The organism is Caballeronia sp. LjRoot34 (assembly GCF_964253815.1).
In the GTDB taxonomy this organism is placed as follows: domain Bacteria; phylum Pseudomonadota; class Gammaproteobacteria; order Burkholderiales; family Burkholderiaceae; genus Caballeronia.
On sequence record NZ_CAXUSB020000002.1, the window covers coordinates 245,497 to 270,323 of the forward strand.

General features: G+C 61.0%; 23 protein-coding genes. 18 read left to right on the forward strand and 5 right to left on the reverse strand.

The window, feature by feature from the left end:
• The first annotated feature begins 8 nt into the window (after positions 1–8).
• The 10 genes from ACSQ36_RS20490 (at position 9) to ACSQ36_RS20535 (ending at position 10,079) form a co-directional block, all read left to right on the forward strand.
• Positions 9–758 (forward strand): electron transfer flavoprotein subunit beta/FixA family protein, encoded by a 750-nt coding sequence (locus tag ACSQ36_RS20490; protein ID WP_436183369.1) that lies wholly within the window; start codon positions 9–11, stop codon positions 756–758.
• Between the two features lie 13 nt (positions 759–771).
• Positions 772–1,704, forward strand: a complete 933-nt coding sequence (locus tag ACSQ36_RS20495; protein WP_436183370.1) for an electron transfer flavoprotein subunit alpha/FixB family protein — start codon at positions 772–774, stop codon at positions 1,702–1,704.
• Positions 1,705–1,761: 57 nt separating this feature from the next.
• Entirely contained in the window at positions 1,762–2,772 is a 1,011-nt protein-coding gene (locus ACSQ36_RS20500; RefSeq protein WP_436183371.1) for a Gfo/Idh/MocA family protein, read from the forward strand.
• Between the two features lie 3 nt (positions 2,773–2,775).
• A complete protein-coding gene (locus tag ACSQ36_RS20505; protein ID WP_436183372.1) occupies positions 2,776–3,603 on the forward strand; it encodes a shikimate dehydrogenase family protein in 828 nt (275 codons plus the stop codon).
• A 102-nt stretch (positions 3,604–3,705) separates the two neighbouring features.
• Positions 3,706–4,746, forward strand: coding sequence for an aldo/keto reductase (locus ACSQ36_RS20510; protein ID WP_436183373.1), 1,041 nt, complete (start codon positions 3,706–3,708; stop codon positions 4,744–4,746).
• A gap of 96 nt (positions 4,747–4,842) precedes the next feature.
• Entirely contained in the window at positions 4,843–5,865 is a 1,023-nt protein-coding gene (locus ACSQ36_RS20515; protein ID WP_436183374.1) for a zinc-dependent alcohol dehydrogenase, read from the forward strand.
• Between the two features lie 60 nt (positions 5,866–5,925).
• On the forward strand, positions 5,926–7,404 hold the full coding sequence (locus tag ACSQ36_RS20520) for a sugar ABC transporter ATP-binding protein (RefSeq protein WP_436183375.1): 1,479 nt from the start codon (positions 5,926–5,928) through the stop codon (positions 7,402–7,404).
• 2 nt (positions 7,405–7,406) lie between these two features.
• Positions 7,407–8,399, forward strand: coding sequence for an ABC transporter permease (locus ACSQ36_RS20525; protein ID WP_436183376.1), 993 nt, complete (start codon positions 7,407–7,409; stop codon positions 8,397–8,399).
• 25 nt (positions 8,400–8,424) lie between these two features.
• Positions 8,425–9,366, forward strand: coding sequence for a substrate-binding domain-containing protein (locus ACSQ36_RS20530; RefSeq protein ID WP_436183377.1), 942 nt, complete (start codon positions 8,425–8,427; stop codon positions 9,364–9,366).
• Positions 9,367–9,629: 263 nt separating this feature from the next.
• Positions 9,630–10,079, forward strand: a complete 450-nt coding sequence (locus ACSQ36_RS20535) for a MaoC family dehydratase (protein ID WP_436183378.1) — start codon at positions 9,630–9,632, stop codon at positions 10,077–10,079.
• A 95-nt stretch (positions 10,080–10,174) separates the two neighbouring features.
• On the opposite strand, the gene ACSQ36_RS20540 is transcribed toward ACSQ36_RS20535, so the two are convergent.
• From ACSQ36_RS20540 to ACSQ36_RS20550, 3 genes are all read right to left on the reverse strand, one after another.
• The gene (locus tag ACSQ36_RS20540; protein ID WP_436183379.1) at positions 10,175–11,986 is read right to left on the reverse strand and encodes a chloride channel protein; all 1,812 of its coding nucleotides are present in this window, start codon (positions 11,984–11,986) and stop codon (positions 10,175–10,177) included.
• A 105-nt stretch (positions 11,987–12,091) separates the two neighbouring features.
• Positions 12,092–12,505: a MarR family winged helix-turn-helix transcriptional regulator gene (locus tag ACSQ36_RS20545; protein ID WP_213768153.1), complete on the reverse strand. Its 414-nt coding sequence runs from the start codon at positions 12,503–12,505 to the stop codon at positions 12,092–12,094.
• A 385-nt stretch (positions 12,506–12,890) separates the two neighbouring features.
• Positions 12,891–13,697 (reverse strand): LytTR family DNA-binding domain-containing protein, encoded by an 807-nt coding sequence (locus ACSQ36_RS20550; protein WP_213768155.1) that lies wholly within the window; start codon positions 13,695–13,697, stop codon positions 12,891–12,893.
• A 377-nt stretch (positions 13,698–14,074) separates the two neighbouring features.
• Here ACSQ36_RS20550 and ACSQ36_RS20555 point away from each other — a divergent pair, with 377 nt between their 5' ends.
• From ACSQ36_RS20555 to ACSQ36_RS20590, 8 genes are all read left to right on the forward strand, one after another.
• On the forward strand, positions 14,075–14,941 hold the full coding sequence (locus tag ACSQ36_RS20555; RefSeq protein WP_436183380.1) for an FAD binding domain-containing protein: 867 nt from the start codon (positions 14,075–14,077) through the stop codon (positions 14,939–14,941).
• A 46-nt stretch (positions 14,942–14,987) separates the two neighbouring features.
• The gene (locus ACSQ36_RS20560; RefSeq protein ID WP_213768157.1) at positions 14,988–15,509 is read left to right on the forward strand and encodes a (2Fe-2S)-binding protein; all 522 of its coding nucleotides are present in this window, start codon (positions 14,988–14,990) and stop codon (positions 15,507–15,509) included.
• Between the two features lie 71 nt (positions 15,510–15,580).
• Positions 15,581–17,992, forward strand: coding sequence for an aerobic carbon-monoxide dehydrogenase large subunit (locus ACSQ36_RS20565; protein WP_436183381.1), 2,412 nt, complete (start codon positions 15,581–15,583; stop codon positions 17,990–17,992).
• A 43-nt stretch (positions 17,993–18,035) separates the two neighbouring features.
• Entirely contained in the window at positions 18,036–18,665 is a 630-nt protein-coding gene (locus tag ACSQ36_RS20570; protein ID WP_436183382.1) for an SRPBCC family protein, read from the forward strand.
• An 18-nt stretch (positions 18,666–18,683) separates the two neighbouring features.
• Positions 18,684–19,577: an AAA family ATPase gene (locus ACSQ36_RS20575; protein WP_436183383.1), complete on the forward strand. Its 894-nt coding sequence runs from the start codon at positions 18,684–18,686 to the stop codon at positions 19,575–19,577.
• On the forward strand, positions 19,571–20,785 hold the full coding sequence (locus tag ACSQ36_RS20580; RefSeq protein WP_436183384.1) for a vWA domain-containing protein: 1,215 nt from the start codon (positions 19,571–19,573) through the stop codon (positions 20,783–20,785). The genes ACSQ36_RS20575 and ACSQ36_RS20580 overlap by 7 nt, the downstream gene beginning before the upstream one ends.
• Entirely contained in the window at positions 20,782–21,837 is a 1,056-nt protein-coding gene (locus ACSQ36_RS20585; RefSeq protein ID WP_436183385.1) for an XdhC family protein, read from the forward strand. Before ACSQ36_RS20580 ends, ACSQ36_RS20585 begins: the two co-directional genes overlap by 4 nt.
• Complete coding sequence (locus tag ACSQ36_RS20590; protein ID WP_436183386.1) at positions 21,834–22,496, forward strand: nucleotidyltransferase family protein; 663 nt, start codon at positions 21,834–21,836, stop codon at positions 22,494–22,496. Before ACSQ36_RS20585 ends, ACSQ36_RS20590 begins: the two co-directional genes overlap by 4 nt.
• A 121-nt stretch (positions 22,497–22,617) precedes the next feature.
• On the opposite strand, the gene ACSQ36_RS20595 is transcribed toward ACSQ36_RS20590, so the two are convergent.
• A complete protein-coding gene (locus ACSQ36_RS20595; protein ID WP_436183387.1) occupies positions 22,618–24,204 on the reverse strand; it encodes a gamma-glutamyltransferase family protein in 1,587 nt (528 codons plus the stop codon).
• Between the two features lie 15 nt (positions 24,205–24,219).
• Complete coding sequence (locus tag ACSQ36_RS20600; protein ID WP_436183388.1) at positions 24,220–24,810, reverse strand: flavin reductase family protein; 591 nt, start codon at positions 24,808–24,810, stop codon at positions 24,220–24,222.
• Positions 24,811–24,827: the final 17 nt, after the last annotated feature.

A 24,827-nucleotide genomic window follows, 5' to 3' on the forward strand; every position in this document is an offset into this window, starting at 1 on the left:
GTTTTTAAATGAAAGTGTTAGTAGCGGTCAAACGCGTGGTCGACTACAACGTGAAAGTCCGGGTCAAGCCGGATGGCAGCGCAGTGGACATCGCGAACGTGAAGATGTCGATGAATCCGTTCGATGAAATCGCCGTGGAAGAAGCCGTGCGCCTGCGCGAAGCGGGTGTGGCGACGGAAGTGATCGCCGTGTCCTGTGGCGTGACGCAATGTCAGGAGACGCTGCGCACCGCCATGGCGATCGGTGCGGATCGCGCGATCCTGGTCGAATCGACTGAGGAATTGCAGCCGTTGGCGGTGGCGAAGATTTTGAAGGCGCTGGTCGATAAAGAGCAGCCGCAACTGATCATCCTCGGCAAGCAAGCCATTGACGACGACTCGAATCAGACGGGTCAGATGCTCGCCGCATTGGCCGGTTTGCCGCAAGCGACGTTCGCCTCGAAGGTGACAGTGGCCGACGGTAAAGTCACGGTGGCCCGTGAAGTCGATGGCGGTTCGGAAACGCTTTCCCTGACGTTGCCCGCCGTGATTACCACGGACTTGCGCCTGAACGAGCCGCGCTATGTGACGCTGCCCAACATCATGAAGGCCAAGAAGAAGCCGATGGAAACGCTCAAGCCCGCGGACCTCGGTGTCGACGTGACGCCGCGCCTGAAGACGCTCAAAGTTGCTGAACCGCCGCAACGCTCCGCAGGCGTGAAGGTGCCGGACGTGAAGACGCTGGTCGAGAAATTGAAGACCGAAGCCAAGGTTCTGTGAGGGAGTTTCCAAAGTGACTATTCTTGTAATTGCAGAACACGACAACGAGTCGATCAAATCGGCGACGTTGAACACCGTCGCGGCCGCGCAGAAGATCGGTGGCGATATCCACGTGCTGATCGCAGGTTCGAACGCGCAAGCAGCAGCCGATGCAGCGGCGAAGATTGTGGGCGTATCGAAGGTATTGCTTGCCGACGCACCGCAACTCGCCGACGGCCTGGCCGAGAATATCGACGGAACGGTGGTCCAGATCGCGAAGAACTACTCGCATATCCTGGCGCCGGCGACCCCGTACGGTAAGAACATTGCCCCGCGTATCGCGGCGCATCTTGATGTGGCGCAGATCAGCGACATCACGGCTGTAGATTCGCCGGATACCTTCGAGCGTCCGATCTACGCGGGCAACGCAATCGCCACGGTTCAATCGAGCGATGCAATCAAGGTCATCACGGTGCGCACCACGGGTTTCGATCCGGTGGCGGCAGAAGGCGGCAGTGCTACGGTGGAAAAGATCGAAGCTTCGGCGGACACGGGTATCTCCAAGTTCGTGAGCCGCGAGTTGACGAAGCTGGACCGCCCGGAACTGACGTCGGCGAAGATCATCGTGTCGGGTGGGCGGGGTTTGGGCAGCGGCGAGAACTACACGAAAGTGCTCGAACCGCTGGCGGACAAACTCGGCGCGGCGCTGGGCGCATCGCGTGCGGCAGTCGATGCAGGGTTCGTGCCGAACGACTATCAGGTCGGTCAAACCGGCAAGATCGTGGCGCCTAACTTGTATGTCGCGGTCGGCATCTCGGGCGCAATCCAGCATTTGGCGGGGATGAAGGACAGCAAGGTCATCGTCGCGATCAACAAGGACGCGGAAGCCCCGATCTTTGGCGTGGCGGATTATGGACTCGTGGGCGATTTGTTCACGGTCGTGCCCGAGTTCACAGAGTCGGTCTGATAAAGCTTCCGCGTCAGTTTCAGGTTAGCGAAAGTACCGAGTCTCCAGGAGATGGCTTTGCGCAAGACACGAATAGCGATTATCGGTGCGGGTCTTGCCGCGACGCCTCACGCATTGGCGCTGAACGAGTTGCGTGACGACGTCGAGGTGGCGTGCGTGACGGCAACAGGCCGGTCGCGCGAGCAGCTCGAGACGTTCGCGCGAACGCATGGCTTCCCGATCGGCTCATCACCAGACGAGGCCTTGAGCGACACGCGTATCGACGCCGTCCTGATACTGACACCGCCCAGCACGCATCTCGAGCTGGTTCAAAAAGCGGTCGCGGCGCACAAGCATGTCCTGCTGGAAAAGCCGTTGGAGATATCGACTGACCGTGCTGAGCGTCTCGTCGCCATGTGTGTCGATTCTCGTGTGAAACTGGGCATCGTATTTCAGAATCGCTTCCGGCCGGCGGTCCGGAAACTGGCCGCAATCATGAAAGCAGGCGAACTGGGCAAGCTCGCTTACGCAGGCGTTGACATGAGATGGTGGCGGCCGCAATCCTACTACGATGAGCCCGGCCGAGGCACCTACGCGCGTGACGGCGGCGGCGTTCTCCTGACTCAGGCAATCCACGCGCTCGATATCCTGATGTGGCTGGCCGGCGACGTGGCCTCGTTTACATCCATGCCCGCTACCACCGTCCTGCACGCAATGGAAGCCGAGGACTTCGTGTCAGCCGGGCTGACCTTTGAAAGCGGCGCGGCAGGGCACGTGCTTGCCACCACGGGGGCGTTCCCAGGCTTTCCCGAACGAATCGAATTCGTGGGGTTGAAGGGGACGGCGGTACTCAACGGCGGTCATCTGCAAGTCTTCTATCAAGACGGCCGGGCCGATGAGTTCAAAGATACCGCCGCCACGGGATTCGGCGCGCGGCCGATGGATTTCTCCCACACAGCGCACCGCGAGTTGTTGCACGATTTCGTGAACGCTATCAGGGAGAATAGAAATCCTTCTGTCACGGGCAATGATGCACTGCGGGTCCAAAAGCTGATCGAGCGGATGTCGCCGCGACCTGAGCGAGTTTGATCGATGACGAGAATCGATGGAGAAACCCAGGTTGTCGCCATACTCGGGGACCCGATCGCCCAGGCAAAATCGCCTGAGCTGTTCAACGCGTTGTTCGCCCGGCACGGCATCAACGCGGTGCTCGTACCCTTTCACGTAGCCCCTGAATGGCTTGGATCCGTGCTGGACGGCATCAGCGGGATCCGCAATCTCGCCGGTGTGGTGGTGACTGTGCCGCACAAGGTCGCGGCCCTGGTGTTCGCCGCCAGGCTGGCAGGCCCGGCGTTGCAGACGGGTGCGGTGAATTGTCTGCGTCGTGAGATGAACGGCGAATGGACCGGCAGTATGTTCGATGGCACTGGCTTCGTGCAGGGCTTGCGCTCACAGGGATGTGAGCCATACGGCAAGCGCGTACTTCTTGCCGGCGCTGGCGGTGCGGGAACCGCTGTCGGACATGCGCTGGTGGAAGCGGGGATTGCGTCGCTGGATATCTTCGATATGAACACCGCGTCGGCCGCCCGTCTTATCGATGCATTGCGTCTTCGGCGCACAGGCGCCGTCATCGGCGAAGGCTGCGCAAACGCTCGCGCATTGCACGATCTGATTATCAACGCGACGTCGTGCGGCATGCGGATGGACGATCCGCTTCCCGTCGACCTGAGCGCGGCGAACAACCATGCCGTTGTCGCCGATCTGATCATGAAGCCTGCTGAAACACGCTTGCTGGGCGAGGCGAAAGCGCGTGGATTGATCACCCATCCGGGCCGACACCTGCTTGAACATTCGATCGAGGCGATCGCCGGATTCTTGAACTTGCTATCTGCGCTGGAAGTCAGGGAAAACCCCCTTTGATACAAGCTCCCATGAGACATAATATCAACCTTAAGTAACTATCCGGTGAGTTACAAAATAGCAGAAACGAGTTCCATAGATGAACCGCACAAGGAGAGGGCGATGGACCCGGCAGCAAAACGAAAATGGCCCCGTTCGGGGCTTGAGACAACGGTGATGGGCTTCGGCGCCGCGCCGATCGGCAACATCTTCAGGCCGATCAGTGAAGAAGATTCCACGGCACTCGTCAAGGCCGCATGGGACGCCGGCGTGCGCTACTTCGACACGGCGCCTATGTATGGACACGGCTTGAGCGAAGCGCGTTGCGGGCAAGCGCTGCGCTGGTATCCGCGTGACCAGTTCGTGCTGTCGACGAAAGTAGGGCGCTTGCTCAAGCCACGCAAGCGCGCCGAAATCAACTTCGCGCCGTGGGTCGACGGACTGCCGTTCGAGCCGCGTTTCGACTACAGCTATGACGGCGCGATGCGTTCGATAGAAGACAGTTTGCAGCGGCTTGGACTGGAGCATGTCGACATCGCGTTGATCCATGACGTGGATGTCTTCACGCACGGCAGCGAACATCAGCCGGCCATCTTCGACGCCGCGATGTCAGGGGCAGCGAAGGCCTTGCTCAAGCTGCGCGATGAAGGCGTGGTCAAGGCGGTGGGAGTCGGGGTGAACGAATGGCAAGTGGCGCACGAAGCGATCAGGCAGCAGGACTTCGATTGCCTGCTGCTGGCCGGACGTTACACCTTGCTCGAACAGGACGCGCTGGACGGCTTCTTGCCGTTGTGCGAAAAGCAGCAAGTCTCCGTGATCCTGGGCGGCGGCTATAACAGCGGCATCCTGGCGACAGGCGCCGTGCCGGGCGCGAAATACAACTACGCGCCGGCGCCTGAAGCGATTCTCGACCGGGTCCGCAAGATCGAAAATGTCTGCCACGACTTCGCGATCCCGCTCAAAGCCGCATCGCTCCAGTTCGTGCTCGGGCATCCTGCAATCCCGACGAATATACCGGGCGTACGCACGGTCGCTCAACTCGACGACAATCTTCAGACTTTCAAGGCAACGATTCCGCCCGAGTTCTGGACCGAACTCAAGCGGCGCGAACTGATCCGGCCGGACGCGCCCACGCCACACCAGGTAGTTGATAAAAACAGATAAGTATCGCTAAACAATTAAGACCCGGCTCCGGTGGGACCTTGACGTCTCGCCGGATGGGTCATGCCGTCCCGACGCTTCAAGTCAGAGAGAACGCTCATGAAAGCAGCCGTGCTCGTCGCACCGAGGCAATTCGAATTACGTGACGTACCCGTGCCCGAATGCGGTACTGGTGATGTGCTGGTCAAGGTCGAGCGTTGCGGCATCTGCGGCACGGACCTGCATATCTATCACGGCAACTATTCGCTCGACAGGTTGCCGCTGATTCCCGGCCACGAGTTCTCGGGAACCATCGCGGAAATGGGCTCATCGGTCAGTGGTTTGCACATTGGCCAGGCCGTTACCGCTGATATCAACCTGGGCTGTCGCAGCTGCTTCTATTGCCGCAAGAACGAGATTCTCAACTGCACGAAAATGGTCCAGATCGGCATTCATGTCGACGGCGGCATGGCCGAGTATGTACGAGTGCCGGCGCATGCAGTCGTGCCGTTACCCGCTGCAATGTCGTTGCAGGAAGGCGCGATGGTCGAACCGCTGTCGTGCATCGTGCGGGCGTTTCGCAAGAGCCAGTTGCGGCTTGCCGAGAGCGTGCTGGTCATCGGCGCGGGACCGATCGGTCAGATGCATTTGCAACTTGCGTTGCGCGCGGGCGCGGCGCCGGTCATCGTCGTCGAACCTAATGTGCAGCGCGCGCAACTGGCGAAAGAGCTTGGCGCCGATGTCGTCATATCCGATGCCTCTCAAGTCGATGCAGCCGTGCGCGCGGCAACCGACGGCCGCGGCGTCGACGTGGCGATCGAAAGCGTGGGTTCTCCCGAGCTTTATGAAAAAGCCTTCACGCTGATTCGCCCCGGTGGCCGCGTGATCGCGTTCGGTCTCGCAAAGCCTGGGCAAACCTTCCGGATCAGTGCGCTCGATTTCGTCCTGCGTGAGCAGGGTCTGCAGGGCAGCGTTGCCGGCATGGGCGACGACATGCGCGAAGCGGCCACGCTGCTCGGCTACAAACGTATTGACGTTGCGCCATTTCTCACCACGATCTACCGGATCGACGATGTCGAACATGCCTTCGCGCGGCTCGCGGAAGACAAGAGCGTGCTGAAGATCCAGTTGCAAGTCGCGTAGATGAAGCGAGGCGCGCGAGCACGTTGCATCCCGTATGTCGACGAGTTACAAGAGGCGGCAATGAATGCTCTGGAAGTGAAGGGAATCAGCAAGGCCTATCCGGGTGTGCGCGCGCTGGACCGGATTGGATTTGCGTGCCGCAAAGGCTCGGTCCACGCGCTCGTGGGCGAGAACGGCGCGGGCAAGTCCACGCTCATCAAGATCCTGAGTGGCGCGAGCGCACCCGACGAAGGCGAGCTGCTGCTCGACGATCAACCCTATTTGCCGGCGTCGCCGAGTGAAGCGGTGGCGTCGGGGGTATCGACGATATACCAGGAGTTCAACCTGATACCCGGCTTGAACGTCGCGGAGAACATCTTTCTCGGACGTGAGCGCATGACAAACGGACTGCTCGACAGTGCTTCGATGCGCAAGGAAGCGCAAGCGTTGCTTGCTCGTATCGGTGCGCCTATCGATGTACGCCGGCGGGTGGGTACGCTATCGGTCGCCGAGCAGCAGCTTGTGGAGATTGCGAAGTCGCTCGCCGTATCCGCTCGGGTGCTGATCATGGATGAACCATCGGCCACCTTGTCCGATCACGAACTCACGTTGCTTTACAACGTGGTGCGAAAGTTATCGGGCGAGGGTGTCACGATCATTTATGTCTCGCATCGGATGGATGAGATTTTCGACCTCTGCGATACCTGCACGGTGATGAAAGACGGCCGATCGGTTTGCACGCGGCCGGTTGCCGAACTCAGCCGGGCCGCCCTGATACAGCTTATGGTTGGCCGCGAAGTGGATACCCGGTTCCCCGATAAGCGGACGGCCGGTTGCGGTGAGATCGTGCTTGAAGTCGACGGCCTGCGCCTCGGCCAGCGCGTGCGCAACGTCAGCTTCAACATTCGCGCAGGTGAGATCGTCGGGCTGGCAGGACTCGTTGGCGCAGGCAGGACGGACGTGGCGCGAGCCATTTTCGGGTTGGAGCACGTCACCGCCGGGCGAATTTCACTTCACGGTCAATGGCATCAGCCTGCGTCGCCGGCGCAAGCGATCGCAGCGGGCGTCGCCCTCGTTCCCGAAGACCGTAAGGCGCAAGGAATCGTACTGGGCCTTAGCATCCGCGAGAACGCGATTCTGCCGACCTTGCGTAGCATTTGCCGGTTCGGTTTCGTCGGACGCCGCAAGGAAAGGGAACGGGTTGCTCGGGTCTGCGAACAACTCGCGGTGTCGGCTTCGAGCATGGAAGTGCCGGTTGCCACGCTCTCCGGCGGCAACCAGCAGAAGGTGGTCTTCGGCAAGTGGATGGCGCATTCATATTCGTTGCTGATCCTTGATGAACCAACACGCGGTGTCGACGTGGGGGCGAAGATCGAGTTTTATCGCCTCATCGATGAAATTGCGCGTTCAGGAAAAGCAGTACTGCTGATTTCTTCAGAACTGCCAGAACTGATCGGCATGGCCGACCGCATTGTAAGCCTGCGCGATGGTGTGGTCACCGGCGAAGTCATGGCGCTCGCCGCCACCGAAGAGTCCGTCCTACAAATGATCGCGAGGTAATCATGGCTGTTGCCGAATCAATATCGAACGCCGCATCGAGCGAGCGGTTTTCCAGCAATGCCTACCGGCGCGTCGAACTGGTTCAGCGCTATGGCATTCTCGTCATCTTCCTTTTGCTGTGTGTCACCGCCGCTTTGTCGTCACCGTTCTTCCTGGCGCCGGAAAACCTGCTTAACGTGGTGCGGCAGGTATCGGTAGTCGGGTTGACCGCGCTCGGCATGACGTTCGTTATCCTGACTGCGGGTATCGACTTGTCGGTCGGGTCGATCCTCGCATTAACGACGCTGGCAGTGGCAGGATTGAAGCCCTATGGACCGGTGGCATCGCTCGCAGGAGGACTCGCTGTTGCGCTCGCTTGCGGCTGGCTCAACGGTTTCATCACCACCAAAGGGCGCATTCAGCCGTTCATTGTCACGCTCGGCATGATGACAGCGCTGGTGGGCGTGGGCCTCGCTTATTCCGATGGCCAGCCGGTGATTGGCGTGCCCGCGTCCCTTGCGTGGATCGGCCGCGGCAGGCTCGGCGGCGTGCCGGTACAGGCAATTCTCTTCGTCGCGATGGCGGTGGCGTCGGCCGCCGTCCTGAAGATGACACGCTATGGCCGGCATGTCTATGCGGTCGGCGGCAACGCCGAGGCGGCGCGCTTGTCGGGCGTCGCAGTCGACCGGGTCCGCGTGATTGCGTACTGCCTGTCAGGGTTATTCGCAGGACTGGGCGGCATCGTCATGGCGGCGCAACTGAATATTGGCGAGGCGAACCTTGGGAAGGGTCTCGAGCTCGATGCGATCGCGGCCGTCGTGGTCGGCGGCACCAGTCTTTCGGGCGGCGCGGGCGGCATTGGCGGAACCATCATTGGCGTACTGCTGATCGGCGTGCTCAACAACCTGCTCAACCTTCTCAACATTCCCGCTTATACGCAACTGATCGTGAAGGGCGCCATCATCGTGATAGCTGTCTTGATTCACGCGCAGCTAAGCCGTTCCCGGGGTCGATAAGGATTCCGACATAAAGGAGACGAAAATGAATCAATCGAAAATCATGCTGGCCGTCATGACTGCGGCCCTGACACTCGGTGGTGCAGCAACGGCCTGGGCCGCGCCCGAGACAATCGGGCTGTCGCAGGAAAGTCTCGACCATCCGTGGCTCGCGACCCAGCGCAGGCAGATCGATGCGGCTTCAAAGGTGGCGGGCGTAAGGCTGCTTGCCACTGACGGCCAGGGCAATGTCGCCACCCAGATTGCGGGCATCGAGGACATGCAGTCGAAGGGCATACAACTGTTGATGGTGCAGGCGGGCAAGGCCGAAGGATTACGCCAGGAACTGCAGAGCCTGAAAGAGCGCGGCATTCCCTACATGTTCGTGGGCAAGCCGATCGAGAACGCGGGCGCAATCACAATGGTCTCCGGCGACAACCGCGCGCTCGGTGTGGACGCGGGCCAGTTTATCGTCGATACCTTGACTCAGAAGAACGGAGCGCCCAAGGGTAACATCGTGTTCATTGAAGGGATTCCTGGCGACGAGACGTCGCTCAATCGTGTTGGCGGAGCGACCTCGGTCACCAGCAAGTATCCCGGCATCAAGGTCGTGGCAACTCAACCGGGCGATTATCGGAGGCCCAAGGCGTATGCCGTGATGCAGAATATCCTGCAGGCGCATCCGCCGGGCACGCTCGACATGGTGTTCGCGGCCAACGGCGAGATGGCGCTCGGCGTGATCCAGGCGGTCAAGGAGAGTGGCCGGTCGAAGGAAATAAAGGTGATTGGACTCGACGGGCAAAAGGAAGAGTTCGATGCAATCCGCGCCGGCGACGAAGCGGCCACCTGGCTCTATCCACCCGCCGGCACCGAAGGCATGGCCGTCGCACTGAAGATCTTGAAGGGCGAAAGGGTGCCGCCGAGGATTGTGCTGCCGACGGTACGCGTGACGAAGGAAAACGTCGATGCGGTCCAGCCGGCATTTTAGTTCCACATAGCCCGCAACCGCGATTAATTCGGCATGTTTATGGATCGGCCAACCCTGCGACAACATGAGGAGAACGCCTGGTGAAACTCTATGGCATGGAGAAGGTACGCCGGACGCAGTGGAGGGTATTGCTGCGTTTCGTGATAAATGTCCCCCGGTGTTAAAAAGGATGGAAAAACGAGAACCGGACTGGCGAACACGTGGCTGGCACCGCTGCTGCCGGCTATGGCGAAGAACATCGAGGTCTTTGAAGGAGCAGCGTCATGGGTGGCAATTTTTATTTGAACATTGGCGAAGAAGTCGTCCTGAAGAAAGAAGTGACGGCTAGCGCCATAGATGAGTTCGCCCGTTTGAGCGGTGACTTCTCTCCTGCCCACATGAACATGGAAATCATGTCGCAATCGCCTTATAAGACGCGTATTGCGCACGGTGCCCTGCTCGTTGCGTGGATGTCGCATTGTTCGACCGAGGTGGTAGAGCGGCTCCCGGATTTGCGCAGTGCAGGTGAGACTCCTGTTTCGCTTGGTTATGACCGGATTCGCTTTCTCAGGGCCGCGCTTATCGGTGAGACGCTGACTTATACCTATCGAGTACATGCTGTTGACCTGGAGAAGCGGCGCGCCGTGTCGAAGCTGGAGGTGGTGAATCAAGAGAACGAACTGGTTTGCGTGGCCGAACACATCCTCAAGTTCATACCATTGGCCGGCTGGTGAACCGGATCCGTTTTCGATGCTTTTGCAGGACATGGCGTTGTTTCATCTGGTCGTCGTGCGATCCGGTCGGCCTGAGAAATCGCATGTCAGGAGGTTTACGGGCGCTCCCGGGTTGCGTCATCTTTGTGCCTGTTCAGTAATGCAAACCGTTTCTTCAGATGATGCAGGGGAGAGCGCCGGAACATCTCGCGCCGCTCCTCTTCCTCGAAGAACGCGAGCGACGGCTTCACGAGGTCGCTACGGCTTATCAAGCCGACTAGACGACGCGACTGCGCGTCCGACACCACCGGCAACCGCTCGAGTCCATGCACCGCCAGCCGGTTGGACACGATCCGGCAAGTTTCCTCGGGAAATGCCATGATCGGTATGTTTGCGCCGAACAGGTCGCTCATGACCTGGATGGCTGGATTGCCGGTGCGCGAGATCAATCCTTCACGCTCGATCATTCCCACCAGCGCGCCGTCTCGCGTCACCGGAAACGCGCGATGGTTTTGTTTTTCACCAAAGTATTTCGCCATCACCTCGGCGACCGGCAGCTCTGCATCGATCGTCTGGACCTTGCGCGTCATGACTTCCTCGACGAAATGGCGTTCGAGAGGATCGATGCCGTACTCCCGATAGATGTGGTAACCACGCCGTGCGATCTTCTCGGTCAGGATGGAGCGCCGCATCAGCAGCACCGTGAATCCGTAGGCAACAGCCGAAGCCATGAGCAGGGGCAACAGTACGTTGGCGTCATGGGTGAGTTCGAACGCGAATACGGTTGCCATGATCGGTGCGCGCATCATTCCGCCGAGCGTCGCCGCCATGAAGACCAGCGGCCATACTGCCGGCTCCCCGCCAGGCAGGAACGGTCCGACGATGGTTCCCATGGCCGCACCCATCATCAGCAGCGGAGCGAGTACGCCTCCAGACGTGCCGGAGCCGAGGGCGATGACCCAGATGATCGCCTTCACCAGTATCAAGCCGGCCACGACGCTGATAGCAAGATGGTTGTGCAGCAAATCGCCGATGACGTCATACCCTACGCCGAGCGCGCGTGGCTCGACATATCCGCCGATGCCCACGGCAATGCCGCCAAGCGCCGGCCACCACATCCAGTGGATCGGCAATTTGCCGAAGAGGTCCTCGACCTTGTACAGCGCCGATGACAGGCCCCAGGACATCGCGCCGGCCATGAGACCCGCAACCACGCATGAAACGAGGCCGAGCGGACCCAGTGCGATGGTTTGCAACGGGAAGAGGGCGCCGCTGCCGATCAGAAGGGGCCGGGTGAAACCGGCCACCGCACACGCGACGGCAACGGGCAGCAGGCTACGCGGGCGCAGTTCGAACAGCAACAGTTCGACCGCGAGCAGGACGGCGGCTACAGGCGTACCGAAAACCGCGGTCATGCCGGCGACGGCGCCGGCAACGAGCAGCGTCTTGCGTTCACCCGCTGTCAAATGGAAATACTGCGCGAGCAGCGACCCCAGTGCGCCGCCTGTCATGATGATTGGCCCTTCCGCACCGAACGGGCCGCCGCTGCCGATGGCGATGGCGGAGGAAAGAGGCTTGAGCACGGCGACCTTCGGCGACATCTTGCTCTTGCCGAACAGGATGGCTTCGATCGCTTCCGGAATGCCATGCCCGCGGATGGCTTCGCTGCCATAGCGCGCGATCAGTCCAATCACGAGTCCGCCGATTACGGGAATCACGATCACCCACAGACCGAGAGTATTTCCGGCGGGCGAGCGACCGTCGAACGATAGCGACTGGAAGAAGAAAAGGTTGGTGAAAAAATTGATCAGGTGGAGCAGGACATAGGCCGTGACCGTGCTCAACGCGCCGATCACTACTGCAATGGCCGTGATGCGCAACAGGTGAGCATTCGCTGCAAAATCCCCTCTTGAAGCGTTTTCGTGCACATTAACTCCTCATCAATTCAGATTGCGTTGCATCGGTTGCCGGAACGGCGTGACCTTGCTGAAATTGAAATGCCAGCAAAGGTGGGCAGTGTCGGTATGCCCGATCTAAAGGTCGATCTGCGGAACGCGGAAGGTGCCCGCGAGGGACTTCAGTTCTGCCCGATGCAATTGGGCGAGCCGCGAGAGGATCTTCTCTCCGGGTTTCAGCAAATGAACCTCGACCTGACGGCGATCGATTTCGCTGGGCTTTCTCTTGACCAAGTCCAGCGCCTCGCATCGCGACACGAGCGAAACCACTCCGTGGTGATGCGCCTGAAGCCGTTCAGCCAGTTCGCCGACAGTTGCCCAATCCCGGTCCGGGTAGCCCTTGATATGCAACAACAGCAAATACTGCAGCGGAGTAATGCCTTCGTCCTGAGCAGCCTGCTCGGAGAACCGCTCGAACCGCCGCATCTGGTAACGAAATTCGGACAGCTGTTCAAAGTCTTCTTTTCTCAAGGTGCGAAAGGTTTCTTTCATGGGGATAGTCCAGTCAGGATCCTGGGTTAAAATAATATCACATCATGATATATATGGGCGCGTGCTGAATGTGCAGGGCCGGGAGGCCTTGGCGTGACGAGCGCTTGGCTGATGGGCGGCAGCGCAAGCAGTGAGCGCGGCCACGCACGTCAGTGATAGCAACTATATGGGCTGCGGTGACTGCTTGGAAATTTGGAGTACGAACGAATTGTCAGGGGCGCGCAAGTCCCGTAGATTCCCTATTCCCTTTTGCGTGCACGGAGGGGGGCGACGCACCCCCAAGCCAGAACATGAGGCGGACCAGAAGCGGCGTTCCACGCAAGATCGGGACAACCATGCCGATCGCGCTTTTCAATAACCATTCCGGGGGCCGCCGCCCTGCCCCTTAAACCACTCCAAGCAACTCTTTCAATTGCGCGGTTCTCGACCGGCTAACCGGAACCTGCGTCTGATCGGCGTCGTCCATTACAAGGTTGACGCTCTCCTCCGACTTGACCAGTTCGACCGCATACGGAAGGCTCACGATATGACTGCGGTGCACGCGCAAATAGATGCTGTCGTCGAGTCGCAGTTCCAGATCCGCTAGCGAAAGATTGGAAAGATACCGATCATCCCGGGTGACAATTGTCGTGTAATGTCCGTCTCCCTGAAAGCGGACGATGTCCTTGAGATCGATCAGGATCACGCGGTTCTTCCGGTAGACGGGAATCTTGAACAGCCTGCGCGGCAGTGCAGCATTGCCGCCGGATTGCTGCCCCGACGGTTCGGTCGTGAGATCGGTGACATCGTAGAAAATCATGCAGGTGCCGCAAGCACCCTGGGCGCCGCTCATTTTCGACACCTTGATCATCAGGATCCGGTCGGGGATGTTGATCATCATCGCTACCGGCGGCGGCGACTTGATCGGGCAGCCGCCCGCGTCCTTCGATTGCAGCAGGAAGCGCAGCTTGTCGCGGCTCTTCTCCGGGTGCAGTTGCACCACGTCGATGCCGAACAGCTTGTCCTGGCTGACCCCCAGCGACTGCTCGCCGGCCGGCCCGAGGATCTGCAGTGCGACGTCGTTAAAAGCCGTCACGTGCCCTTGCTCGTCGAGCCAGACCATCCCCGGATTGAACTGCTCCAGCTTGTGCTGGAATGTCTCGTTGCGACGATGTTCCGACGTCGGCGGCCCGGCGTGTTCAAACGGTTTCATCCAAGGCCTCCTGCCCTGAAAAGCGGTCGCCGCTCTCTGGCGGCTGTTCTTCGTTGTATGTCTTTTCCGAAATTCGCGCAAGTTTTCGAGCCGTTCACGCAGGTAAACCCGCCATTCAGGAAATCCGCTTGAACTGCTGCGCTGTGTCGTGAAATCGTGATTTCTCGGGCCGGGCGGGCGAAGCGTCGCGCATGGCGGGGTCACTCGGCCCGTCTCGGGTTTCATGCCCGTTTTCCGTTAATTGGCGCAAGCGAACTGCCGTTCGGGAAATCGCGTTGAATGGCGGCGCCAGAATGTGAAATGCTCATCAAAGGCTAATACAAAGCGCTTCATTTACGCTTCAGTTCGCCGGCGGATGAAAACCAAAGGAGGCCAGTGTGATCCCCCGTCCATTCGACTATTACGCTCCGCGTACCTTGCCCGAGGCTGTCGCTCTGCTGAGCGAGCATGGCGACACTGCCAAGCTGCTTGCCGGCGGCCACAGCCTGCTGCCAATGATGAAGCTGCGCATGGCCGAACCAGGTCAACTGATTGACCTGGGCAAGCTTGCGGAGCTAAAGGGCATCCGCGAGGCTGGCAACGAAATTCGCATTGGCGCGATGACCACCGAGAACGAACTGATCTGGTCCAGGTTGCTGCAGACTCAATGCCCGCTGATCGTGGAGGGCGCGCGCCAGATTTCGGATCCGCAAGTCCGCTACCGGGGTACGCTGGGCGGCGACATTTCGCACGGCGATCCAGGCAACGATCACCCGGCGCTGATGTTGGCGCTCGATGCATCGTTCGTGCTCGTGGGGACAAGCGGCGAACGTGTCGTGCCCGCCGATGGGTTCTTTCTCGGCACTTATATGACGCTGCTCGAACCCGGCGAGATCCTGACAGAGATCCGCATACCCATTCCCGCCGCGGGAAGTGGCTATTGCTACGCGAAGCTCAAGCGCAAGACCGGTGACTTCGCGACCGCGGCCGCGGCAGTGACGCTGCACATGAGCGGCGGCACTGTGGCCGACGTGCGCATTGCTCTGACGAATGTCGCGGAAATCGCCTTCCGGGCGACCGGTGCGGAGCAGTCGCTGCTAGGCAAGCCCATCGATGAACAAACGATAGCCGAAGCCGCGCGTCAGGCGATGGCCGCTTGCGCACCGGTTGCGGATCTGCGCGGCGACATCGAATACAAGACGGCGATGGCGGGCGAAATGACGCGACGGGCTCTCGCCACCGCCTTTTCGCGCGCAGTTCACTGAGCATTGGGTAATTGAGTATCGAGCGCGATTTCCTGGAGATCGAGACATGAACAAGAAAGTCATGGTGTCGTTCAAGCTGAACGGCAAGGAAACCGATGTGGTGACCGAGCCGCGCGAATTGCTGATTCATACGCTGCGCGAAAAGTGCCTTCACACCGGGCCGCATATCGGTTGCGAGACTTCGCATTGCGGCGCATGTACGGTCGATTTCGACGGCATGTCGGTGAAATCCTGCACAGTGCTGACCGTGCAGGCCGAAGGCGCGCAGGTGCTGACCGTCGAAGGCCTTGCGCAGGGCGGTGAACTTCATGCACTGCAGGAAGGGTTCATGCAGGAGCACGGTCTTCAATGCGGCTTCTGTACGCCGGGCATGCTGATGCGTGCCTATCGGTTATTGCAGGAAAACCCCGACCCGAGTGAAGAGGAGATCCGTTACTGGATGGCGGGCAACCTGTGCCGCTGCACAGGTTATCAGAACATCGTGAAGGCCGTGCAATACGCCGCGCGCAAGCTGCGCGGCGAACCGGTCGAGACCTCGCATCCGCTGATGGCAGCGCACGCGCACTGACGACCGCAAGCAGCTTGCATGGGACCGGAGTAGGCGCTGAAGCGCTAACTCCGGTCGACAGGAGAACCGTGATGGGAAACATTGACACCAATCTCGATCGTCTTGCCGCGCTGGAAGGCATGGGCTGCTCGCGCAAACGCCGCGAGGATCCGCGCTTCATTCAGGGCAAAGGCACTTACGTCGACGACATCAAGATGCCGGGCATGCTGTTTGGAATAATGGTTCGTAGTCCATACGCTCATGCGCGAATCAAGAAAATCGACAAATCGCGCGCGCTCGCCCATCCTGGCGTGCATGCGGTACTGACCGCCGACGACCTGAAGCCGCTAAAGCTCCACTGGATGCCGACACTCGCGGGCGATGTGCAGGCGGTGCTCGCTGACGAAAAGGTCTGCTTCCAGAACCAGGAGGTGGCATTCGTCGTGGCTGATGATCGTTATGTCGCCGCCGATGCCGCGGAACTGGTGGAAGTGGAGTACGAGGAACTGCCGGCGGTAGTCGATCCGTTCGCCGCCCTTGCCCCGGATGCGCCAGTGATCCGCGAGGACATCCGCGACAAGCAGACTGGCGCGCACGGCGCACGCACGCATCCGAATCATATTTTCACGTGGAATATCGGCGACAAGGACAAGACTGATCGCGTATTCGACAACGCGGACGTCACCGTTGTGCAGGACATGCTGTATCCGCGCGTGCATCCGTGTCCGCTGGAGACCTGCGGTTGCGTTGCATCGTTCGATAAGGCGCGAGGCGATCTGACGGTCTACATCACGTCACAGGCGCCGCATGTCGTGCGCACGGTGGTGGGCTTGCTGTCGTCCATTCCGGAGTCGAAGATTCGCATCATCTCGCCGGATATTGGCGGCGGTTTCGGCAACAAGGTCGGCGTGTATCCCGGCTATGTTGTATCGATTGTCGCGTCGATCGTGCTCGGGCGGCCGGTCAAGTGGATCGAGTCGCGTATCGAGAACCTGAGCTCGACGGCTTTCGCACGCGACTATCACATGACGGGCGAACTGGCCGCTGACAGCGACGGCCGGATCAAGGCGCTGCGGGTGCACGTCACGGCGGATCATGGTGCGTTCGATGCCTGTGCCGATCCCACCAAGTGGCCCGCCGGCATGTTCCACGTCTGCACCGGTTCCTACGCAATCCCCAACGCGTTTGTCTCGGTCACTGGCGTTTATACGAACAAGTTTCCAGGCGGCGTTGCTTATCGATGCTCGTTCAGGGTGACGGAGGCGGTCTATCTGATTGAGCGGATGGTCGACGTGCTGGCGCAGAAACTCGGTATCGACAAGGCCGAAATACGCTTGCGCAATTTCATCCACAGGGAGCAGTTCCCGTACACCACGCCGCTCGGACTTGAATACGACTCCGGCGACTACGAGCCGGCGTTCAAGAAGGTGCTCGCGGCTGTCGACTACCCCGCGTTGCGCGCCGAGCAGGCCGCGCGCCGTGCCGATCCGCACGCCGAGTGGCTGATGGGTATCGGCATGGTGAACTTCACTGAGATCGTGGGCGCGGGGCCGTCGAAGATGTGCGACATTCTGGGCGTCGGCATGTTCGATTCCTGCGAGATACGGGTACATCCGGACGGCTCGGCGATTGCGCGCATGGGCACGATCACGCAAGGGCAGGGCCATCAGACCACCTATGCGCAGATCATTGCTTCAGAGGCCGGGATTCCTGCCTCGGTGATTACGGTCGAGGAGGGCGATACCTCCACGGCGCCCTACGGGCTCGGCACTTATGGCTCGCGCTCGACCCCCGTGGCGGGAGCGGCAATCGCGCGAGCGTCGCGCAAGATCCGCGAGAAGGCCCGGCAGATTGCCGCGCATTTGCTGGAAGCCAGTCCGAACGACGTCGAGTTTGATCTCGATCGTTTCGTGCTCAAGGGCTCGCCGGAGCAGTTCAAGACCATCAAGCAAGTGGCCTGGGCCGCGTATAACAACGTCCCCAATGGTATGGAGATGGGGCTCGAGGCAGTGGACTACTACGACCCGCCCAATTTCACATTCCCGTTCGGCGCGTATGTCTGTGTGCTCGACGTGAATCGCTACACGGGTGAAACACGCGTGCGCCGCTTCTATGCGCTCGACGATTGCGGCACGCGGATCAATCCGATGATCATCGAAGGGCAGATCCACGGTGGCTTGACGGAAGGGTTCGCGGTAGCGATGGGACAGGAAATGCCCTACGACGAAGCGGGCAATCTGCTGGGCGCAACGTTGCTGGATTATTTCATACCGACTTCCGTGGAGACGCCCCATTGGGAAACCGATTTCACCGTGACGCCGTCGCCGCATCATCCGATTGGCGCGAAGGGTGTGGCTGAATCGCCGCACGTTGGATCGATTCCGTGTTTTACGTCGGCCATGGTCGATGCGTTCGCGCATCTCGGTGTGACGCACATGAATATGCCGCACAACGCGTATCGAGTGTGGCAGCAGTGCCATTCGTTGGGCCTGACCAGGCAATAGTGATCCGGTTGCGGCGAAACTCGATTATGCAAAGGGTGATGGAATGAAAGTCGTACTCGAAAAGGTGTTTCCACTAGACGCTTCGTCGGATAGCGCCTGGCAATTGCTGCAGGACATTGAGACGGTGGCCGGATGCATGCCCGGCGCGAAGATCACGGAACGCGTGGACGCGACCCATTACAAAGGCACGATCACCGTTCGGCTCGGTCCGGCAACGATGTCGTTCAAAGGCGATATCGAGGTGTTGAATCTCGACACGGCGGCGCGCAGTCTGCATCTGGTGGGTAAGGGAACGGACGCCACGGGCAGCTCGGCGGCATCGATGGATCTGGTCGCGAGCGTCCAGGCCACCGGCAATACGTGCGAGCTGACGGGCAGGAGCGAGGTGACGATGAGCGGCAAGGCCGCCGCGCTCGGAAGCCGGCTGATGGGTCCGGTCGCTGACCAGATGCTCAAGCAGTTCGTCGCCAACTTTGCGGCGCGGCTTCAGGCCTCTGCGACCCCGCAGGTGACGCCTGCGGCATCGGAAGCATCCGGGAGCGTGCCCCAATCCGTCATGTCCGTCGCGCCGGAAGCCGCTCACGTCCCGCCCTCCGAGCTCAATGGCCTCGCGTTGGCGTGGGCGGTCATGCGCGAGTGGTTCCGTGGGCTTTTCGCCCGCAAGTCGGTCTGAGAGCGGACAGAGGCAGTCATGGTGACCGACCGGATGAACGATGTCGTGAGCCTGCAACACAGGCTGGAGGGTCATGGTTTTATCGCCGAGCGCAGCTTTGCGGCGACCCTCCTGCTGACGATGGAAATGCGCCGGCCCCTGTTGCTGGAGGGTGAGGCCGGTGTTGGCAAGACCGAGGTGGCGAAAGCGCTTGCGCGGCTTCTCGATACGCGGCTGATCCGACTGCAATGCTACGAAGGCCTTGATGCGCACTCCGCGCTGTACGAGTGGAATTACCAGCATCAACTGCTCGCGATCAAGTTGTTTGAACAGGACGAGCGATCGGTTCTCGACAAGGAGCAGGATATTTTCTCCGAACGCTATCTGCTCAAGCGGCCGCTGCTCGAAGCGATCACGACGACGCCGGCGCCTGTCCTGCTGATCGACGAGATCGACCGCACCGATGAAGCGTTCGAAGCCTATTTGCTGGAGTTGCTGTCCGACTTCCAGATGTCGATTCCCGAGCTTGGTGTGATACGCGCCACAGAAAAGCCTTTCGTTATCCTGACTTCAAACGGAACGCGCGAGATTTCCGATGCGTTGCGCCGCCGCTGCCTGTATCAGTACATCGACTATCCGGGCTTCGAAAAGGAGTTGCTGATCGTGCGTACCCAGATTCCGGAAGTGCCGGAGAAACTGGCTCGGCAGATGGTGGAGTTCGTGCAGTCGGTCAGGCAGATGGATTTGCAGAAAAAGCCCGGCCTGGCCGAGACACTCGACTGGGTATCTGCGTTGCTTCGTCTGGGGGTGAGCGTGATTGATACGGATGGCGTGGAGCAGATCATGGATTCGCTGTCCGCGCTCGTCAAGACGCGCGAGGATCAGGCCGGCCTGACACGGCCGGTCGTCGAGAAACTGGTGGCCGCATGTTGAGCGTGAATACTCGCACCGATGATCGTGCGCCTCCGTCGGGCGTTGAGGAGGTTTTGGTCGCCCGCTACACCGGGTTTGCCGGGTGGCTGCGCGCGAACGACTTTCGCGTGACGACCAGCGACATCGCGACATCAATGGAAGTCGCCCAACTCGCGGGCCAGACCAACAGCCAGATCTTGCGCTGGAGCCTGCGTGCCGTGCTGTGCTCGCGCGCCGAAGAATGGCGGCGCTTCGATGACCTGTTCGACGCTTACTTCCTGATGCCGAATCGGCCAGCGCTGGTTGAAGTGCGTGCTGGCGGCACCGGCCGGATCGAGCGGGATAACGAGCGCGACAAGAACGCTGGCCAGCGCGACGGCAGCGAAGGTTTGCCGTTGTCCCTGGCCGGAAGCGGCGCGGACCCGGAGCATGCAGACGGCAGCACAGCCGACCAGGGCGCCTCAGGCGAAACTCCGCTCTCCCATGCGGACTTTCGCCACCTCAACGAGCCGGACGAACTGTTTGCAATCGACGAGGCAATCCGGCGTTTCGCGCTTCGGCTGCGAGGCATCCAGATTCGCCGTGAACGCCGCGCGAACGCCGGCCGTGTGATCGATATGGCGTGGACGATCCGTCGCAGCGTCTCACGCGGCGGGCTGCCGCTCGATCTCGGCTGGCGCAGGAAGCGGCGTCTGCGTCCACGCATCGTGCTGTTGCTGGACGTCAGCCGTTCCATGAGCCTGTACAGCTTTTTCTATCTGAGGTTGGCGCGCGTGCTGAGCGCCCGGGTGACCGATGTCCATAGCTTCATCTTCCACACGCGGCTCGTGAGTGTCGCGCAAGCGTTGCGGGACCCCGACCCGCGACGCTCGCAGGAGCGCCTGCACATGTTGTCGGCCGGGTGGGCGGGAGGCACGCGCATTGGAGAGAGTCTCGATGAATTCATCCAGCAGCACGCGACCCGGCTGCTGCACTCGCGCACTGCGGTCGTGATCGTCAGCGATGGCTACGATGCAGGTGAGCCCGACAGCCTGCAGCAGGCGCTCGCGAAAATCCGGCGGCGTTGCCGCCGTCTGGTCTGGCTTAATCCTCTCGCGGACCGCGCTGACTTCACGCCATCGAGCGTCGGCATGCAGGCTGCGATGCCTTATATCGATTTACTGGCAGGCGCACGCGATCTGGCGAGTCTCGAGCGTGTGCTGCCCCAAGTGCTGTCCACCCTGCAATGAGCACCGATACCCTCCTGCAACTCGAACAACGGCTGATTGAAGAGGCGCAGCCGTTTGCCGTGGCCACTGTTATTCGGGCCGGCCCGCCAACGTCTACCTGGGTCGGTGCGCAGGCGCTGATAGACAGTGAGGGCGCGCTGCACGGCTGGATTGGTGGCGGCTGCTCGCGAGCGATCGTGATCCAGGCGGCGCTGGCAGCGATCCGCTCGGGGCAGGCCAAACGCATTCGCATCAGCAACGAGCCGGCGACGCAAGACGCGGACGTTGAACTCCACACCATGCCTTGCGCGAGCAACGGCACGATCGAACTTTTCATCCAGCCGACAGTGCCCGCGCCATTGGTGCTCGTGCTGGGCTCGACACCGACCGCGCTCGAAGCATGCGTGCTCGCGCAACGCATGGGGCTGCGCGTGTGCGCTGCGGCGAACGTGAGCGCACCGTTTGCCGCTCTCGGCCTGACGCGCGTCATTCAAGGTTTCGATGCCGATGCCCTGGGCCAGATCAAGCCGCAACTGATTCTGGTTGCTACGCAAGGCGACTGCGACGAGGACGCGCTTGAGGCGGCATTGCGCACGTCGGCGGCGGCTGTGTTGCTTGTGGCGAGCGAGCGCAAGGCGGACAAGTTGCGCGACACCATGCGTTTGCGCGGTATTGCGCAGGAGCGCATGGCCGCGCTGCATGCGCCCGCCGGCCCTCATATCCACGCGCATACACCGCAGGAGATCGCGCTTGGCGCCGTCGCCGGGTTGGTGACGCAGTGGCGCGAACTCGAACTGGCAGCGGCCGATGCCGGTGCGCCGCGTATCACCGGCGACGACGCGGTGCCGAGCGTGCCGCCATGCGAATCGATGGCATCGGTTGAGCCCGCGGTGGCGCGCTATGTCAATCCGGTGTGCGGCATGCCAGTCGATATCGCGTCGGCGAAACATGTTGTCGACTGCGGCGGACAGCGTGTCTATTTTTGCTGTGACGGTTGCAAGATCGAGTTCGAACATTCGCCCGATAAATATCTTGCGATTGCGCAAGGCAGGCGGGAACGGGAGAAGACATGAACGATGCGCGGAACATGACGGGGCCGGCGTTTTCGGTCGTGGTGCTGGCAGCGGGCTTGTCATCGAGGATGCAGGGACGGCACAAGCTGCTGCTGCCCGTTGATGGGCAGCCCGCAGTCAGGCGCACCGTGAGCGCCTTGGCTGCTGCAGGTCCCGAGGAAATCGTGGTGGTGACGGGCTTCAAGGGGCGCGCCGTCATGGAGGCGCTGGACGGCTTGCCGGTCATCTTTCAGTGCAACCCGCGCTATGAGGATGGGCAGATGACGTCGGTCGCCGCGGGTGTTGCCGCGCTCCGGTCGCCGTGCAGCATTGTGCTGGTCTGCCTTGCAGATCAGGTGCTGCTGGAGGCCGCCGACTATCGCGAACTTGTCGACGCTTTCGCCGCCATGCCGCGCGGGTCGATCCTGATTCCCATGTTCAACGGACTGCGTGGTAACCCCGTGGCCTTTTCCGCCAGCTATGCAGCCGAGGTCATCAGCGGACACGTCAATCCAGGATGCCGCAAGCTGATCGCCGAGCATCCGGATGAGGTGTTCATTCATGAAGCCGCGCATGATCGCTTTGTCGTCGATATGGACACGCCGGAGGACTACGCGGGCATTCTGGCGCGCGTGGCGCAGATGTCCGCCGAAACGGCCGGTCCAGCTTGTAGGGCTTGACGACTGGCAGCACGAACTCGAGCGTTCCGGCAAGCACGCCAGCGGCACATGCACGACCAACTGCCTGAACGTGACGCTCGCAACGTCACGTGCCCGCAAACCCGCTACGCCGAGCGCGGGTTTAAAGACCCAATGCCTGGCCGTCGCTACGCGGATCGTGAGCCCCTGACAGCGCACCGTCCGATTCAATTCGAATCACCCCCGGATGACCCGCAAGCGGACTTTGCGCTGCAATAGCGCTCACCTCATGCCCGCGCGCCGCCAGCGCGGCGAACACATCGGCACCGGCGTCTTCCTCCAGTTTCAGCGCATCGCGGGTATCCGAGAAGGTCTTGCCTAGCAGAAAACGTGGACGAGCCAGCGCGCTCAACGGGTCCATCCCGTAGTCGATCAGTCGCGTCAACACCGCTGCCAGCGTCTGCGGCTGACCGTCCGCGCCCTGCGTGCCGAACAGCAGATGCGGCCGCCCATCCTTCAGGTACATGCCGGGATTGAGCGTATGAAATGGCCGCTTGCCCGGCCGCACGGCATTGTGATGCGCGGGGTCCACGCTGAACGACGCGCCGCGGTTATGCCAGAGGATGCCGGTGTCGCCCGCTACAACACCGCTGCCCCAATCGAAGTAGACCGTCTGCAACATGCTGACGCTGCGGCCTTGCCCGTCCGATGCACCGATGAACACCGTATCGCCCGGACGAAATACATGCGGCCAGGCCCGCGCTTTATGAAGGCTGATCGAGCGCGCGTGGGCGTCGAGCGTGTCGGCCGAGAGCATGTCACCGACAGGAACGTGATTGAACTCGGGGTCAGAGACCCAACGGTCCCGATCGACGAACGCGCATTTCACGGCCTCCACCAGCAAGTGATAATAGTCGGCGCTGCCCTCGGCAATAGACGACAGATCGAAGCGTGCCAGCGTGCCCATGATCTGCAGCGTGGTGACGCCCTGCGTTGGCGGTTGCAGGCTCACGAGTTCCCCGCCGCGATACGCTATGCGCAGCGGTGCTTCGTCGCGTGCGCGGGTGTTTGCAAGGTCGGTTTGTGTCAGCGGCGAGGCGGCCTGCTGCAGGCCGCGTGCAATGCGCTCCGCGAGTTCTCCTTCGTAGAATTCGCGCGCGCCATAGGTCGCGATGCGTTCAAGACTGCGCGCGAGCGCCGGTTGAACGAAGCACTCGCCAATCTCGGGAATGTGGCCGTCGGGTGCAAATACCGCGGAAAAACCCGGCATTGCGCGCAATTCATCGGCGCGAAACTGCTGCCAGAAATGTTGCGACGGCGTGACCGGAAATCCCTCCGACGCATAGCCGATAGCGCGATCGAACAGAGACGACCACGTGTGTTGGCCGCCCCATGACGTCTGGCTGATTGCGTACGCCTGGTGCCAGGTATCGACCGTTGCCGCCGTGGTCAGCGTCGAACCGGCGCCGCGCAACGGAATGGCCGCAGAGAACGAAGGCAGCGTCTGCGCCGCCTGCCCGATGCCCGATAACGTACGCAACATTCCCGTCCGGTCACCGATGACGCAGAATGCATCGCCGCCAAGACCGGTGAAATGCGGGTAGGTCACGCTCAGCGCGGCGCCAATCGCGATGGCCGCTTCAATCGCGTTGCCGCCCGCGCGCAGCACCTCGAGTCCTGCTTCGCTCGCAAGGGTGTGCGGGCTGGTGACTATGCCTTCGGTGGACGTGGCGAGGGTTGTGTTGTGCATGGTTTACGTCGCCGGTCAGCCGAGCGTGAAGCGCTCGCGGGTGGTCACATAGTCGCTCGCGCCGAACCGTCCGACCGGGAAGTAATGCTGAAGCCGCACGCGCCATGTTTCTGTATCGATCAGTTCGTCGCGTGCATGCAGCCTGTGGACGCAGCCAATGAAGATCTGCCGGCTCGTGGTTTCCAGCGTCTCCCACAACGTGCATTCGAACGCCACCGGCGCTTCCGCGATCCGTGGCGGCGCGACCCGTGAACTTGCAATCGGCGTCAGTCCGACCTTCTCGAGCTCGCTGACATCGGGCGGCAGACGTTCCCCGCACCGATGCATTTTTTCGGCCATCGCTTCGTCGCAAAGATGCACGACGAACTCGCGGCTGCGTGCAATATTCACGGCCGTGTCCTTGAGCGAGCCATCGTCGAGACGGTTGATGCTGATCATCACAATGGGCGGTTCTTCGCCCAGCATATTGAACATCGAGAAGGGCGCGGCGTTGATCGTGCCGCTCGCGCTCATGGTTGTCACCAGCGCGATCGGACGCGGCACGATCAGGCTCGCCATGAGCTTGTATCGCTGATATTCGGTGATGGCTTCGAAGTCTATTTCCATGATGGCGGGAATCTGTG

Coding starts and splice junctions, on each gene's coding strand:
- ACSQ36_RS20490 (WP_436183369.1), top strand. CDS start 9: ATGAAAGTGTTAGTAGCGGTCAAACGCGTGGTCGACTACAACGTGAAA.
- ACSQ36_RS20505 (WP_436183372.1), top strand. CDS start 2,776: ATGACGAGAATCGATGGAGAAACCCAGGTTGTCGCCATACTCGGGGAC.
- ACSQ36_RS20510 (WP_436183373.1), top strand. CDS start 3,706: ATGGACCCGGCAGCAAAACGAAAATGGCCCCGTTCGGGGCTTGAGACA.
- ACSQ36_RS20515 (WP_436183374.1), top strand. CDS start 4,843: ATGAAAGCAGCCGTGCTCGTCGCACCGAGGCAATTCGAATTACGTGAC.
- ACSQ36_RS20520 (WP_436183375.1), top strand. CDS start 5,926: ATGAATGCTCTGGAAGTGAAGGGAATCAGCAAGGCCTATCCGGGTGTG.
- ACSQ36_RS20525 (WP_436183376.1), top strand. CDS start 7,407: ATGGCTGTTGCCGAATCAATATCGAACGCCGCATCGAGCGAGCGGTTT.
- ACSQ36_RS20530 (WP_436183377.1), top strand. CDS start 8,425: ATGAATCAATCGAAAATCATGCTGGCCGTCATGACTGCGGCCCTGACA.
- ACSQ36_RS20535 (WP_436183378.1), top strand. CDS start 9,630: ATGGGTGGCAATTTTTATTTGAACATTGGCGAAGAAGTCGTCCTGAAG.
- ACSQ36_RS20545 (WP_213768153.1), bottom strand. CDS start 12,505: ATGAAAGAAACCTTTCGCACCTTGAGAAAAGAAGACTTTGAACAGCTG.
- ACSQ36_RS20550 (WP_213768155.1), bottom strand. CDS start 13,697: ATGAAACCGTTTGAACACGCCGGGCCGCCGACGTCGGAACATCGTCGC.
- ACSQ36_RS20560 (WP_213768157.1), top strand. CDS start 14,988: ATGAACAAGAAAGTCATGGTGTCGTTCAAGCTGAACGGCAAGGAAACC.
- ACSQ36_RS20565 (WP_436183381.1), top strand. CDS start 15,581: ATGGGAAACATTGACACCAATCTCGATCGTCTTGCCGCGCTGGAAGGC.
- ACSQ36_RS20570 (WP_436183382.1), top strand. CDS start 18,036: ATGAAAGTCGTACTCGAAAAGGTGTTTCCACTAGACGCTTCGTCGGAT.
- ACSQ36_RS20575 (WP_436183383.1), top strand. CDS start 18,684: ATGGTGACCGACCGGATGAACGATGTCGTGAGCCTGCAACACAGGCTG.
- ACSQ36_RS20580 (WP_436183384.1), top strand. CDS start 19,571: ATGTTGAGCGTGAATACTCGCACCGATGATCGTGCGCCTCCGTCGGGC.
- ACSQ36_RS20585 (WP_436183385.1), top strand. CDS start 20,782: ATGAGCACCGATACCCTCCTGCAACTCGAACAACGGCTGATTGAAGAG.
- ACSQ36_RS20590 (WP_436183386.1), top strand. CDS start 21,834: ATGAACGATGCGCGGAACATGACGGGGCCGGCGTTTTCGGTCGTGGTG.
- ACSQ36_RS20595 (WP_436183387.1), bottom strand. CDS start 24,204: ATGCACAACACAACCCTCGCCACGTCCACCGAAGGCATAGTCACCAGC.
- ACSQ36_RS20600 (WP_436183388.1), bottom strand. CDS start 24,810: ATGGAAATAGACTTCGAAGCCATCACCGAATATCAGCGATACAAGCTC.